This window comes from Lewinellaceae bacterium, assembly GCA_020636105.1.
Classification (GTDB): domain Bacteria; phylum Bacteroidota; class Bacteroidia; order Chitinophagales; family Saprospiraceae; genus BCD1.
Window position 1 is genome coordinate 1,684,119 of the sequence record JACJYL010000001.1, and the last position, 13,984, is coordinate 1,698,102.

The 13,984-nt window shown below is 43.1% G+C and carries 11 protein-coding genes; 5 read left to right on the forward strand and 6 right to left on the reverse strand.

Annotation, left to right across the window (positions count from 1 at the left end; genetic code table 11):
- Positions 1–94 precede the first annotated feature (94 nt).
- Both H6571_06215 and H6571_06220 read right to left on the reverse strand, forming a co-directional pair.
- Complete coding sequence (locus H6571_06215) at positions 95–1,015, reverse strand: hypothetical protein (protein MCB9323321.1); 921 nt, start codon at positions 1,013–1,015, stop codon at positions 95–97.
- Positions 1,016–1,227: 212 nt separating this feature from the next.
- The gene (locus H6571_06220) at positions 1,228–1,512 is read right to left on the reverse strand and encodes a hypothetical protein (protein ID MCB9323322.1); all 285 of its coding nucleotides are present in this window, start codon (positions 1,510–1,512) and stop codon (positions 1,228–1,230) included.
- 178 nt (positions 1,513–1,690) lie between these two features.
- Between H6571_06220 and H6571_06225 the strand changes: the two genes are divergently transcribed.
- The gene (locus tag H6571_06225; GenBank protein ID MCB9323323.1) at positions 1,691–3,469 is read left to right on the forward strand and encodes a tetratricopeptide repeat protein; all 1,779 of its coding nucleotides are present in this window, start codon (positions 1,691–1,693) and stop codon (positions 3,467–3,469) included.
- Between the two features lie 96 nt (positions 3,470–3,565).
- Here the strand turns inward: H6571_06225 and H6571_06230 are convergent, their stop codons facing one another.
- Entirely contained in the window at positions 3,566–4,138 is a 573-nt protein-coding gene (locus H6571_06230; protein MCB9323324.1) for a dihydrofolate reductase family protein, read from the reverse strand.
- Between the two features lie 578 nt (positions 4,139–4,716).
- Positions 4,717–5,331, reverse strand: a complete 615-nt coding sequence (locus H6571_06235; GenBank protein MCB9323325.1) for a threonylcarbamoyl-AMP synthase — start codon at positions 5,329–5,331, stop codon at positions 4,717–4,719.
- 198 nt (positions 5,332–5,529) lie between these two features.
- On the opposite strand from H6571_06235, the gene H6571_06240 reads away from it, so the two are divergent.
- Both H6571_06240 and H6571_06245 read left to right on the forward strand, forming a co-directional pair.
- Positions 5,530–6,273, forward strand: coding sequence for a hypothetical protein (locus H6571_06240; GenBank protein ID MCB9323326.1), 744 nt, complete (start codon positions 5,530–5,532; stop codon positions 6,271–6,273).
- Positions 6,274–6,675: 402 nt separating this feature from the next.
- Positions 6,676–8,796, forward strand: coding sequence for an alkaline phosphatase family protein (locus H6571_06245; protein MCB9323327.1), 2,121 nt, complete (start codon positions 6,676–6,678; stop codon positions 8,794–8,796).
- Positions 8,797–8,806: 10 nt separating this feature from the next.
- Here the strand turns inward: H6571_06245 and H6571_06250 are convergent, their stop codons facing one another.
- Positions 8,807–9,622 (reverse strand): hypothetical protein, encoded by an 816-nt coding sequence (locus H6571_06250; protein MCB9323328.1) that lies wholly within the window; start codon positions 9,620–9,622, stop codon positions 8,807–8,809.
- Between the two features lie 723 nt (positions 9,623–10,345).
- Here H6571_06250 and H6571_06255 point away from each other — a divergent pair.
- Positions 10,346–11,275: a glyoxylate/hydroxypyruvate reductase A gene (locus tag H6571_06255; protein ID MCB9323329.1), complete on the forward strand. Its 930-nt coding sequence runs from the start codon at positions 10,346–10,348 to the stop codon at positions 11,273–11,275.
- 435 nt (positions 11,276–11,710) lie between these two features.
- On the opposite strand, the gene H6571_06260 is transcribed toward H6571_06255, so the two are convergent.
- Complete coding sequence (locus H6571_06260; protein ID MCB9323330.1) at positions 11,711–12,889, reverse strand: acetyl-CoA C-acyltransferase; 1,179 nt, start codon at positions 12,887–12,889, stop codon at positions 11,711–11,713.
- A gap of 280 nt (positions 12,890–13,169) precedes the next feature.
- Here H6571_06260 and fabG point away from each other — a divergent pair, with 280 nt between their 5' ends.
- Entirely contained in the window at positions 13,170–13,913 is a 744-nt protein-coding gene (gene fabG, locus H6571_06265) for a 3-oxoacyl-[acyl-carrier-protein] reductase (protein ID MCB9323331.1), read from the forward strand.
- The last annotated feature ends 71 nt before the right edge of the window (positions 13,914–13,984 follow it).

Sequence of the window (13,984 nt, forward strand, 5' to 3'; positions counted from 1 at the left end):
GCCGGTTTTCCAAACAGGAAAACCGCTCGGAACAATAGCAAAAAAAGGGCGATGTCGTTGTGAAACGCATCGCCTTTTTGTTTTTTAATAGTCTTTATTTATTCACCCGGGCGACCAGGTCATTCACATCAACCTCCCCAATATCCGCTCCCTCCATGGAAAAGGCCACATACGTTCGTTTATCCGTCTCGGGTAAAGCAAGGTTATCTGCTTCGGACTTATTCATTTTGGCAGCCCTTACTTTCGCTGCGGTAAAGTCGGACATATAAAAGTAATCTGTGATCTTTGAAAAATCCCTTTCTTCCGGGAAAGCCGGGGGAAAATAGAAGTTAATCTGCCCCGTATTGGGATCCTCATAATAAACGGCAGCGGCGAACACCCCTTTGATCTGTTTCTTACCGAGGTATTTGTATTCCCATTCCAGGTCAATATCGTAACCGGCCACCGGAGTACCGTGGGGGAAGCCAATGACCACCAGTTTGTATCCGGGCTCGGCCAGGTAAAAATTCATATCGACATCTGCCGGGGGATCGTAATATTCGATGACCAGATTACCGTTCAGGCCGTTGTTTCCGGCAAAAGTACCCGATTTGATCTTCCAGTCAACAGGGATTTGCAAAATGACTGGGTCGGAGCAATCCACTTTCCATTGTATCCCGGGAATACAGGCTACTTTATATTTAAGCGTATGCACCTCGCTCCTCACTACATTTTCGGAACTACCATCAGAGTTTTGTACTTTTCTCGTTACATTGGCGATTACATCACATTCTGCGATGGTCACGGGGTTGCCGTAACCGACCTGTTCGCATACTTCGGGGGTAATGGTGCCTTGAGTTTTGAATTCGGCCCCGGAAACGACCTCCACTTTCAGGATGGCCGTGCCGCCGTCTCCCTTGATACTAGCCTCTGCATGTGATTTAAAATCACAACCAATGGCCAGAAGGACTAAAAATACAGGAACAAAAAGGGCTATTTTTATTATTGGATTTTGAATGAGTTTAAGATTTTTCATGGTAATGGATTTAATGTTTTTTTAATAAATCGTGAATCTGGCATTTGGATACGGGGAGTCGGCATTAACCCAAAAAACTTATGGAAACACCTGGAACAATTTGAACACTCCCGACCTGCGGTGCGGGATGTCGCTGCGCTCCACTGGAACAATTTGAACAACCCCAAGGGATTTTGCTGCGCTCAACTTGAACAAGTCACCCGTCGGGAGTTTTACGGATCCAGTTTAAACGGATCGGTTTCAAAGCGGGTATTCGTCGACCAGAGTCTGCCGTATAAAATCACATCATTGTCTTCGAGGGTTTCGACATCAGCTTTTGCAAATCCGATGACGAGTTCCATGGTTCCGTCGTTGTCAATATCCATCATCTGGGTAAAAACCGGTTTGGCATTATCGGTAAGTTCCGGTTGTGGTGCATTTTTTTCGCAACTCACAGCAAAGAAGGCTAAAGTCGAGGCGAAAAGCGCAGTGGAAAAAATTTTGTGCAGTTTCATCATTAAAAAGTTTTGGTTAAATAATTTTCAATGATATCAGGTGATTCTGAAAAATGTTACCCGGGGATTTCTTGGCAATAAAGCTCCTGCCGCATCTTTTTTTACCGGATGAATTATTTTTTATTATTTTTGGAATCCAAACAGGCCGAATAAATAATTATCACCTTTAACGCGTCAAAACATGACCCTTTCAGATCTGCCAAGACTTCAGGCATTTAAACAGGAACTTGCCGAAAATGAAATTGAAAATGTACTGGATGAACTGACGATTTTCCTGGAAAGCAGCAGTCCCTACCACCTCGACGAGGTGATCCAGCATTCCGGCCGTTATGAAAGTCTGGCCAAATCACAACGACTCGGCACCATTTCCTTTGAAAATGCCAGCATAGAAATCAACCAGATCCGGAATGGTATCCTTGCCTTTATTACCCAATTGGAAAAAACCATTCGCAAAAAAAGAGAAAATACCATTTTCAACCCTCAGCCAGTCCTTAAAAACAGTACAGTAAGCAGCGAAACCGGGCATGGCAGCCAGAGCAACGTGAACAACGAGGCCAAAATGCTCAATGATGAAGGCTTGAAGTGCCTGGATGTATCCGACTGGACCGGGGCACTGGACTTTTTCAACCGGGCCCTGGAGGCCGACCCTACTTATGGAGCGGCTTATTCCAATCGCGGGTTGGTAAAAGTAGATTTAGGTGATTTTGAAGGAGCGGCAAGGGATTACGATAGTGCCATTGCTCATTTCCCAACCCTGGCGCGGGCCTGGAACAACCGAAGTGTCCTCAAACTTGAAGTCCTCAACGATCTCCGGGGTGCTTTTGACGATATCAACCAGGCCATTTTACTGGATGATAAAGATGCGACCACCTTTATCAACCGGGGCAATGCTTTTCTTCAACTCGAGGAATTCAGCAAAGCCATTCATGATTTTACCGCTGCCGTTGACCTGAGTCCAGGCTGGCACGAACCCTATTTGAACCGGGGTATTACCTACCAAAGGATGGATGAATACGATATGTCCATTCCTGATTTCAACAAAGCTATCCTGATTCAACCCGACGTGCCGTTACCTTATCACCACAGAGGATTGTCTTTTTACCAGTTAAAGCTTTACAGGGAAGCCATCACCGATTTCACCCGGTCATTGGAGATTGACCCGGTCACCCCCTGGGGTTATTCACTGAGGGGGTTATGTTATTTCTTCCTCGGCGATTATCAAACGGCCCTGGAGGATCACAAAAGAGCCATAGAAGTGGATCCACAGGAGGCCCTCAACTATACCAATTGCGGATCGTGCAGAAACCTGCTGGGTTTCTTTGACGAGGCATTGCAAAACTATCTTACGGCCATAAAATTAGACCCCTCCTCCCCCACCAATTACCTTGGGCTGGCCACTAGCCACCACAATCTGGGGCAATACGAGGCAGGCATCGAAGCGGCCTCTAAGGCAATTGAACTCAATCCCGATTATTACACGGCCCTGCAATTGAGGGGGATCATGCATTACAATCAAGGAAACTACCACGAATCCATCCGCGACCTCGAAAAAGTGATGAATGGCCCTGAAGCGGATGAGGATACCTTCCTGTTTGAGGCTTTGTGTTACTACAAACTGAATATGCTGCACGAGGCCCTGGCCTATACGGCAAAAAGTTTGGAAATATTGCCCAGCTATGGTGTATGCTGGTACTGGCAGGGCGTTTTCCAACACGACCTGAACCTTTCGGCAGAGGCCAAAATATCTTACCAGAAAGCCATTTTATACGCCCCGGAACTTTGGACTCCCTACAATAACCTGGGCATCATTTATTTGGATGAAGAACAATTCGATCAGGCGATTAGCCTTTTTGAAAAAGCCGTTGCTGCCGACCCCGAAGCCACACTGGCCCAGGAAAATCTGAAAATCGCCAGGGACAGAAAAAAGAACTCGGGAGGATTGTGGGGGTTGTTTAAATAAAATCATGTTTAGTATAAAAAATGGGACATTAACCAAAAAACTGTCTTTGGAACACGAAAACCCGCTTTAGGGGTAGATGCTGCTAGCGGCTCGTTGTTATTGTCTTTCTACTGTATAATTCAACTCTGTTACACCGCAAGTAAATTGCCGAGTAGTCAATAGGTTTAGTTTAATTTTATCTTTGATGTCTACAAACAATGGAATGCCTTGTCCAAGAATAATTGGATTAACAAATAGCCAGTAGCCGTCAATTAAATTCTGTTGAATAAGTGAATGTGTTGCTGTCGGGCTACCAAAAAGCAAAATGTCTTCACCTGCCTGTTGTTTTATTTCATTTATTCTGTCCAAAAGGTTGTCACTAATAATTTTTGTGTTAGTTAAATCCACGTCTTTCATTGTTTTTGATAAAACAACTTTTTGAACGTTGCTATACCACTTAGCGTGTTCAATGTCGTGCTTGGTCGCTGTCGGCTTGTCTCCTGCGGTAGGCCAGTAATTTTCCATCATTTGATAAGTTACTCGTCCATATAATGCAGTGTCGCCTTCGCTTATCCGCTTACCGACATAATCAAAAATTTCTTCATCAACTTTAATCCAGTCCATTTCTCCGTTCAGCCCTGCTACAAAACCGTCAAGCGATATGTGCATAAATGAAATTATTTTTCTCATATAGTTTAATTTTTTTTGTCTATGGTTTGTTATTGTCTTTTACAAAGATCACCCACGAAAAAGCTACCCGTCTTGCATTGTGTTGCGCACCGATCTTCGGGGACAGAGTTTACAATATTGAATAGGACATAAGGTTAGCCATATTTTCTCCATAGCCTATTTAATAGGTTATTATCAGTCTCGCAAAGACGGCACCTTCTGAACCAGCATAACTTAATGTCCAACCACACAGCATCAAATAATCGTAGCATTGAAACATTGAAGCATCGTAGCATTGAAACATTGAATCATCGTAGCATTGAATCATCGTAGCATCGTAGCATTGAAACATCGTAGCATTGAAGCATTGAAGCATCGTAGCATTGAAACATTGAATCATCGTAGCATTGTAGCATCGTAGCATTGAAACATTGAAGCATCGTAGCATTGAAACATTGAAGCATCGTAGCATTGAAACATTGAAGCATCGTAGCATTGAATCATCGTAGCATTGAAACATTGAATCATCGTAGCATTGAAACATTGAATCATCGTAGCATTGTAGCATCGTAGCATTGAAGCATTGAAACATCGTAGCATCAAACCATCAACTCCCCTGCCCCTTCGCGTATGATTTCCACATCGGCTTCCGTACAATCCACTACCGTTGAATGTATATTTCCCCCTATTCCACCATCGATGACGAGATCGACGCGTTTTTTGAAATCCTCGTAAATGTCGATAGGATCGGTAAAATATTCCAGCAGTTCATCATCTGATTTTAAAGAAGAAGTCATCATAGGATGACCCAGTTCTTCGATGATGGCAGTCACAATATTGTTTTTAGGAATACGGATGCCTATCGTCTTTTTATTGTTCTTGAAGATCTTCGGCAGCTTATTGCCTGACTTCAAAACAAAAGTGAACGGCCCGGGAAGATTTTTCTTAAGCAATTTGAAAGTCTGATTATCGATTTGCGTAGTATATTCCGAAATATCGGCAATATCCTTACAAATAAAAGAAAGCCTTGCTTTTTCAGGATTAATGCCCCTCAGATGACAGATGCGATCTACTGCTTTTTGCTGAAAAATATCGCATCCCAATCCATAAACGGTATCGGTGGGATAAATGATCACTCCTCCTTGCCGGAGGACTTCTACCACCTGTTTTATTTTACGCCCCTCAGGATTATCGGGGTTAATTCTCAACAACATATTCCAATGTTTTTATTTATGGCAATATTTATTGGATCCAGTTTTATTATAGGGCTGAAATTAATTTAATCCCAATATTTATTCAGTGATTCTGCGGGTTTTATCCAAATAAATTTTGTGACGAAATTTTTATTATTTTTCATGGATCGGCTATAAAATTACTACTTTTAGGCATTATTTTACCACAATACCATAAACATGAGAAAATTTGTTTTGCTTTTACTTAGTACCGGCATGTTGTTCCTGACGAGCTGCTTTGACATTGTTGAAGAAGTGTATCTCAACAAGGATGGATCCGGTACCTATACGACGAAGATAGATGCCAGTGGATTATTTTCCAATCCGTTCATGAAATCTGCACTGGAGGAAGCCGCTAAAGAAGAAGGTGGAGAAGCCGTTAACATGGAGCAGGATAGCCTGATGTACTACCGGGACATGGAAGGATTTTCAGACCTTTCTGATGGCGAAAAAGCCAAAGTAAAAGACCTGAATATGCGCATACAGATGAGTGAATCAAAAAGTGAATTCCTGATCACCAGCAGCATTCCTTTTAATTCTTTTGAAGAACTTGCTGAATTACACGAGATCATCAATAAGGTTCAGTCAAAAAATGAATCTGGAGGAGGTTTGATGGGCGGTAGCAATCCTTTTACAGGTACCTCGCCACTTTTCAAGCAAGGAAAAAGGGAATTGATCCGGCTTGCTGAAAAAACGGGTTCAGATTCAGATACGGATATGGACGATGAGACGATGGATATGGCAAAAATGTTTATGGCAGATGCACACATGACCACCATTTATCATCTTCCCGGCAAGGTCAAAAAATGCGATATACCTAATGCTGAGGTAAACGGTTCTACTGTTACCATCAAAAACAGCCTGCTGGACATGATGGATAAAAAAGTTACCCAGGAAGGTTCTATAAAATATGGCCGTAAGTAATATTTTGCCTTTGTAACAGGCATAATATTTTAGATTGTTCTATGACATTAGACATCCCAAATTTTGGTTAACACCAAAATTTGGGATTTTTGTGTGGCTTGAGTCTATCAAATGAGGTAAAATTGTAGATGGAGCCTGAGGTAAAAAACCGGAAGTGCGCTTTTTTTCTATCGAATTACTCACAAATGCTAAACAATGCGCGAAAAAATCAGAAAATCAATTATTCCGCCATTGTGCCAGAAGGATTGATACTGCCAGGCCTCAAAAAATATTTTGAATTTTGCCGCCAGGCAAAATTCGGGATGACTCATATTTTTTTCAAAAAGGCTTGTAGGGTAATCTTATGCTCATCTGCCTCCCCGCTCCATCCAATGAATACAATCAATTTTCTAAAATTAAGTAATGATGAAATATTTCATTCCTGTATTCCTGTCATTGATTTCTTTCATTGCAGCGGCGCAGCAAAGACAAAAGGTCGTCATCATCGGAATTGACGGCTGTCGGCCTGATGCGATGGCATTGGCCAACACCCCCAATTTAGATGCGCTTATCGCAAATGGTATTTTCAGCCCTGATGCGTTAAACGATGATATTACCATCAGTGGCCCTGGCTGGTCAGCCATCCTTTGTGGAGTATGGTCTGCAAAACATCTGGTCACCGGCAATAATTTTACCGGCAATAATTATGATAATTATCCCCCATTGTTTTATCACCTCAATTTATTTAATCCTGCCTTTAATACAGCCTCCATTTGCCATTGGGCGCCTATCAATGATTACATCGTGCAGGATTACGCCGATTATAAATTAAATGTTTCCACCGACCAGGAAGTCAGTACCCAGGCTTCCAACTATATAACGCAAAATGATCCAGACCTTTTATTTCTGCATTTCGATGATGTGGATCATGCCGGCCACAGCTCTGGTTTTACCCCTGATAGCCCAAACTACATTGCAGCAATAGAAGGCGTTGATAATTTTATTGGGCCTGTTTTGTTATCTATCGAACAAAGGCCTGATTATGCCAATGAAGACTGGTTGATCATCGTCACTACTGACCATGGAGGCAATGGATTTGGGCATGGCGGCAATACCATTGAAGAACAGAATGTTTTTGTGATCGCCAGCGGAAACGATATTCCCTCCAGCGTAATCACCAAGGAATCTATGGTAATTGACAACAATATTTTTAATTGCCTGGGCGAAAGCGAAGCCCTTCGGTTTGACGGAGCAGGCGATTACGTCCAGATCCCTGCTGATCCATCTTTCAATTTCGGAGCCAGCCAGGATTTTACTATAGAATGCAGGGTACTGACCAGTGTTAGTGCTGATGTGGCCATTGTCGGAAACAAAAACTGGGCCTCCGGGTTAAACAAAGGTTTTGTCCTTTCTTTCAAATACCCTTCCGGACCGGAATGGAAGGTAAATATCGGTGACGGCAGCAGTCGGGCCGACCTCAACACGGGAGGGGCCATTGCAGATAATGAGTGGCACACCCTAAGTGTTAGCTTTGACCGCGACGGTTTGATGAAGATGTACCAGGATGGCAATTTGACCGCCTCCACCGACATTTCCTTTGTCGGGGACATTAACACGAACCAGGGATTATTTTTGGGGGCTGATATCAATGGCGCTTTTGGCTACAGCGGTTCGATTGCTGAGGTGCGTGTTTGGAATACAATAGTTGAAGGTAACACCATAAACACTTGGCATTGCAATCCTATTGACAATACCCATCCCAATTTTGCCAACCTGATCGGGTACTGGAGACTAAATGAAGGCACGGGGACCACACAGGCCATCGATCATGCCGGCACTCATCACGGCACCATTCAAGGGGCCGTTTGGAACGACCCGGGCATGACTATTGTAGACGACTACAGCCTAACCCCCAGGTTGACTGACATCCTCCCGACTGCCTTAACCCATTTTTGCGCACCTTTAAAACCCGAATGGAACCTTGATGGATCCAGTTTGATCACTTCCCCTTGTTTATTGCCGGTGACGCTTACCTCTTTTAGGGGATGGCCATTGGATCAATCCGTCCAACTACAATGGAAAACTTCTTCAGAAAAAGCAAACGCCGGATTTTACGTTGAACATAGTCGGGATGGGATAAATTTTTCTGAGGTAGGGTTCGTAAGTGGATTGGGAAATGCTTATACCGAGCATCAATATAAATTTGTCCACCAAACCCCGGATCCGGGTTCAAATTATTATCGATTGAAACAGGTAGATGAGGATGGATTATTTGCTTACAGCGAAATGATCCAACTGTTATTCAACCCAAACGCTACAACATTTCAGGTTTACCCGACGGTGGTTCATGATTATTTAAACATTATTATCCAAAAACAAGCCAAGGAAGAAACATTTCAAATTTTTTATGAAAACGGGGAAATAGCAGAGAAAATAAACTTACAGCAAAACCAAAATAGAATCGATGTATCTCATCTGCCTCCCGGAATTTTCTTCCTCCAGAAAAACGGAACAGATACCGTATTGAAGTTCATTAAATATTAACACCGTCAGCTTATTCCTCCAATTCAATATCCATGAGCCGTAATCCCTGTTCTTCAAGAATCTCCCACTTGCCGTTGAAATCAGGAGTCTCTTGTCCTTCGAGCAGCACTGTTTCATAGTCGCCCTTTTCAAAAACGCCGAGGTACCAGCGGGTTCCTTTTTCTTCAAAATTTTCAAAATCAACTAACCTAAAACCGCTTTTTTGCCTTTGTAATACACTGGTTTTAAACACTTTAAGATCATCCGATGTATAAACGTAGTTACGAGGAGTAGTTACTTTTCCTTTATGAAAAAGGGCTAAAAAAATCAAGGTTTTATTCGGGCTGGAAAATACTTCAACGTTCCGGATGAAAAAATCCTGGCGGGCCATTTCTTCTGTCTTTTGCGCCAGCCCCTCGCGGGAATCGAGCTTCCATATCTTGTGTGGAGTATCCTCTTTCACCCAAACACCTATATAATATTGCTCCTTATCTGAAACAGCGTATGCCGTCACTTTCGTCAACAAAAAACTGTCGGAAGTCATGGCTCTTTTCTTTTCAACGAATGAAGCCCATCCGTAAACGGATTCCACCACAGCCGGAAGATCGCTTTTGATCCAGATTCCCCAAAAGGTCCGGTCACCGGATCCCTTATAAGTTTCAAGATCGTAGAGTCTGTATCCGTTTTGGTTGAGAGAATCGTTTTTATGTTGAAAAGCAGTCCATTTGAGCCCGTGTTCATAAACCATTTCTGCTTCTGAGGCCTGAAAAACCCCGGAAATGATCGACTGGGCATTTAAAAAAAAGATAAAAGAAGATAATATTGTGGTTAAAAATAACTGCTTCATGGATGGTATGTTGATGTTTTTCGTAAACGAACCAGGAGGATTAAATATTTAGTCGCACGATCAAATTTATGGGAACGTGGCCTTTGAACAGTGGTTAATTTTGGAGCAGTTGGTTTTGAATGGCCATCGGTAGGAATGCTCCATAGAAAGGCGTTATTTATTAAAATTTTACGGATTCGGATACGCAGATTTCGCAGATTGGCGCAGAAGAGGAACACGCTTTTTTTGTAACCGGTGATCTGCAAAGCATTAAAGTAATCAAAGGCCTGAAGGCCTGGGTTTTACTGATTACTTCTTACGCCCCGACCTGAAGGTCGGAGTAGCTGAATATAATTCAATATTCGTTTAATTTTGTCCAGGTACTAAATACCGTGTAGCAAATGTTTTTTTATTTTTTTAATAAGTCCCCCAACAGAAATTTTTTCGCGCAGATGGAACAAAGTGACATACCTTACCTCTGGTCGGTATTCTGGAGTTGGAACACCCCGTACCAACAGTCGGGGCAAAGCGCAGAATAAAAGGATTTTTCCTTAATATTTCAGCGATAATCTGCGAAATCAGCGTGACAAAAAAGTATCGGAATAGAACATTTAAACTATATAAATAATCTTTCGTTTCAGTGTACTAAGCACTGGGCAAGCGGAATTTTATTTAAAGCGATTATTTTTGTTTTACAGTACTTAACTTTATCAATGATGACTTATTATTTAAAAAATATCATTAATGCCCATCACTTTTATCAGTCAGACCAAAGCTCCTGAACCGTGGATCGCTGCTCTGAAAGACCTTGATCCTACCCTTGATATCCGCATCTTCGGGCAGGACCCTAACCCTGCAGCGGTCGATTTTGCGCTGACCTGGAATCATCCGGAAGGGGCTTTTGAGCCCTATCCCAATTTGAAGGTCATTTGCTCCATGGGCGCCGGAGTGGATCATTTGATGAAGGATAATAATTTACCCTTGAAGGCTGCCATTGTCCGAATTGTGGATGCCGAACTGGCCACCGCCATGAATGAATTCGTCATTGCCCTCATTATGAATCATTTACGAGGATTAAATGAGTATAAAAATGACCAGCATAAGAAGATCTGGTCTCCACGCCCCTACCTTACCATAAAAGAAACCCGCATTGGAATTATGGGTTTCGGCACATTGGGGCAAAGCCTTTCCAAAGCATTGACCCAACTTGATTTCCAGGTATCCGGCTGGGCTAATTCTCCTAAAGCAGTAAATCAGGTAAAGGTTTTTCAAGGAAAAAATGAATTACCTCTGTTCCTTTCCCAAGCGGATATTTTGATATGCCTTTTGCCCCTGACTACGGCAACAAGAGGGATTTTAAACAAAAGAGTTTTTACTCTTTTACCCAAGGGAGCCTTTTTAATAAACGTCGCCAGGGGGGGCCATTTGGTGGAAGAAGACTTGTTGGAAATGATTGAAACCGGGCATTTGTCGGGCGCTGGTTTGGATGTATTTGACACGGAACCTCTCCCGGAAGATCATCCTTTCTGGACCCATCCGAATATCCATATTACCCCGCATATTGCGAGTATTACTGACCCGGTGAGCGTAGCACCACAAATTTTGGAAAATTATCACCGGATGAAGGCCGGAAAACCACTGTTGAACGAAGTTTCAAGGGAGAAAGGCTATTGAAAACATGGGTCATCCCGGCATTTTCAAAAACTGTCTGAACTGGAAATTATATGATTATTTGAAGTGTTTTTTAAATGTAAAATGTAAAACAAGGAATTTAAAACCTGCCTGCAGACGCAGGAAGGCAGGTGTAAAAGTGAGTGGGTAAAACGTGTGGGTTTTGGAGAAAAAGTCAAATTTTGTCTTAAAACACCTAACCCATAATCCAAACACTTCTAAATTCCCGACACTACGTGATCGAGGATGTCACCCCGACATTTCATGTGCGGGATTTCACTGAGCTCAACTTCGTTCCATTTGCGGTTACTTGTTTTAAACCTTGCCTGCTGCCGCGACGGAAGGCAGGTTTTGCGGTTTATTTCTTTTTGCGAAATAAAAATCCCGAATTTCAGCTAATCAGATAAAATTCGGGATGATTCATGTCCAAGTTGTTTTCTATACCCGCTCGATAATCAAAGCAGAAGCACCGCCGCCGCCGTTGCAGATGGCTGCCAGTCCCTTGCTTCCTTTTTTGTGTTGAAGCACATTGTTGAGCGTGGTGACAATTCTCGCACCGGAAGCACCGAGAGGGTGACCTATGGAGCAAGCGCCGCCAAAGACGTTTACTTTTTCTTCATCGATACCGAGTACGTGGTTGAACGCCATGGTGACCACGGCAAAAGCCTCGTTGACTTCAAAAAAATCGATATCTGATAATTCCAATCCGGCCCTTTTTAATGCCAGGGGAGCTGCCAGGGTTGGCGCTGTGGTGAACCACTCCGGCTCCTGGGCGGCATCGGCAAAACTCAATATTTTGGCCACAGGTTTCAGGCCGAGTTCTTTAACCTTTTCGCCGCTTGCCAAAATCAGTGCAGAAGCGCCGTCATTGATGGTCGACGCATTGGCGGCAGTTACCGTACCTTCTTTAGAAAACACAGGATTGAGTGTTGGAATTTTATCAAAATTCACTTTTTTGTATTCTTCATCTTCAGTGATGACAATGGGGTCTCCTTTCCGTTGAGGGACTATTACAGGTACAATTTCCTCTTTAAAATAACCTTTTTCCGTTGATTCTGCCGACAATTTATATGATCGAATGGCAAAAGCATCCTGAGCTTCCCGCGAAATATTAAACTTTTCCGCCGTAGCGTCGGCACTTGTGCCCATCGCTTTGTGGTTGTAGGCATCTGTCAGACCGTCCTTGGCCAAACCATCAACCAAAACGCCGTCTCCATACTTCAGTCCCCATCTTGATTTGGGCAGGTAATAAGGAATATTGGACATGCTCTCCATCCCGCCGGCAACGATGAGGTCACCGTGGCCTAGCATAATGCTTTGTGCAGCGAGCATGATAGATTTCATGCCTGAGGCGCATACTTTATTTACGGTAGTACATGGTACATTATTTCCGATGCCTGCCCCGAGTGCTGCCTGACGTGCAGGAGCCTGGCCGAGATTGGAAGAAATGACATTTCCCATAAACACCTCATCAACCTGTGAGGCATCTACTCCCGCCTTTCCGAGAGCCCCTTTGATAGCAATTGATCCTAATTCAGTAGCAGCGATTCCGGACAAAACCCCTCCAAAACTTCCTAATGGAGTACGAACTGCTGAAACAATATATACTTCTTTCATAAGTTTGGTATTATTTGATATTAATAGACGCTGCAAAATTAGCAATTAAATCACGAAAAAGCGTCTGATTTACGACAAGCTTAAGGACCAGGTGAAAATTTTGGGTCAAAGTCTACTTTTTAAAACTTAAAACTTTAACAACCAGTATTTTAAACTAAATTAATAAATTATTTCATTCAAAGTCACCTCCAAATATTTTAAAAGCTGTTGACGCTTTTTGAATATAGGTGGAGCCAAAGTTTTAATTTTGAGGAATGATTCACCAGCCAAAATTAGAACCATGCAAAGATTAAAAAACAAAGTGGCCATCATCACAGGAGGCAGCCGGGGTATTGGAAAAACCACGGTAGACAAATTTCTTCAGGAGGGTGCCCGGGTCGCCATTTGGGATATTGACGCAACCCTGGGAGAAGCTCTGACAGAAAGTTACCGGGCAAAAGGACTGGAATGTAAATTCTACAAGGTGAACACCGTAGATTTTACTGCTGTTGAGGCCGCCGCCAAGAGGGTAGCTGAAGAATTCGGCGGCATTGATATTCTCATCAATAATGCGGGGATCACCCGAGACGCTTCGATGAAAAAAATGACCTCAGAGCAATGGCAATCCGTCATTGACGTCAACCTCACAGGGGTGTTCAATTGCACTAAAAATGTATTTCCTTACATGATGGAAAGAGGGGGCGGACGCATCCTCAATGCTTCCTCCATTGTGGGGCTTTACGGCAATTTTGGCCAAAGCAATTATGTCGCCACCAAAGCCGGTCTGATCGGGTTGACCAAAACGTGGGCTCGTGAATTCGGCCGAAAAGGCATCACCGTAAACGCAGTGGCACCGGGGTTCATCAATACCGAAATGATCCAAACCATACCCGAAGAGATCATCGAAGGCATCAAAAAAAGTATTCCGGTTGCCCGTTTGGGCGAACCGGAAGATATCGCCAATGCCTATGCTTTCCTGGCCTCCGACGAAGCGTCGTATATTTCGGGCACCGTACTTAGCGTGGATGGCGGATTGGTTCAATAAAAATGAAGCTATAAAACCAACAACCCAAACCGGGGAAACTTTCAGAGGCTCTAAAAAATGTTCTAAAATTG

Excerpts from the sequence above, each read along its gene's own strand:
- H6571_06215 (MCB9323321.1), bottom strand. The coding sequence starts at position 1,015 with ATGAAAAATCTTAAACTCATTCAAAATCCAATAATAAAAATAGCCCTT.
- H6571_06220 (MCB9323322.1), bottom strand. The coding sequence starts at position 1,512 with ATGATGAAACTGCACAAAATTTTTTCCACTGCGCTTTTCGCCTCGACT.
- H6571_06225 (MCB9323323.1), top strand. The coding sequence starts at position 1,691 with ATGACCCTTTCAGATCTGCCAAGACTTCAGGCATTTAAACAGGAACTT.
- H6571_06230 (MCB9323324.1), bottom strand. The coding sequence starts at position 4,138 with ATGAGAAAAATAATTTCATTTATGCACATATCGCTTGACGGTTTTGTA.
- H6571_06235 (MCB9323325.1), bottom strand. The coding sequence starts at position 5,331 with ATGTTGTTGAGAATTAACCCCGATAATCCTGAGGGGCGTAAAATAAAA.
- H6571_06240 (MCB9323326.1), top strand. The coding sequence starts at position 5,530 with ATGAGAAAATTTGTTTTGCTTTTACTTAGTACCGGCATGTTGTTCCTG.
- H6571_06245 (MCB9323327.1), top strand. The coding sequence starts at position 6,676 with ATGATGAAATATTTCATTCCTGTATTCCTGTCATTGATTTCTTTCATT.
- H6571_06250 (MCB9323328.1), bottom strand. The coding sequence starts at position 9,622 with ATGAAGCAGTTATTTTTAACCACAATATTATCTTCTTTTATCTTTTTT.
- H6571_06255 (MCB9323329.1), top strand. The coding sequence starts at position 10,346 with ATGCCCATCACTTTTATCAGTCAGACCAAAGCTCCTGAACCGTGGATC.
- H6571_06260 (MCB9323330.1), bottom strand. The coding sequence starts at position 12,889 with ATGAAAGAAGTATATATTGTTTCAGCAGTTCGTACTCCATTAGGAAGT.
- fabG (MCB9323331.1), top strand. The coding sequence starts at position 13,170 with ATGCAAAGATTAAAAAACAAAGTGGCCATCATCACAGGAGGCAGCCGG.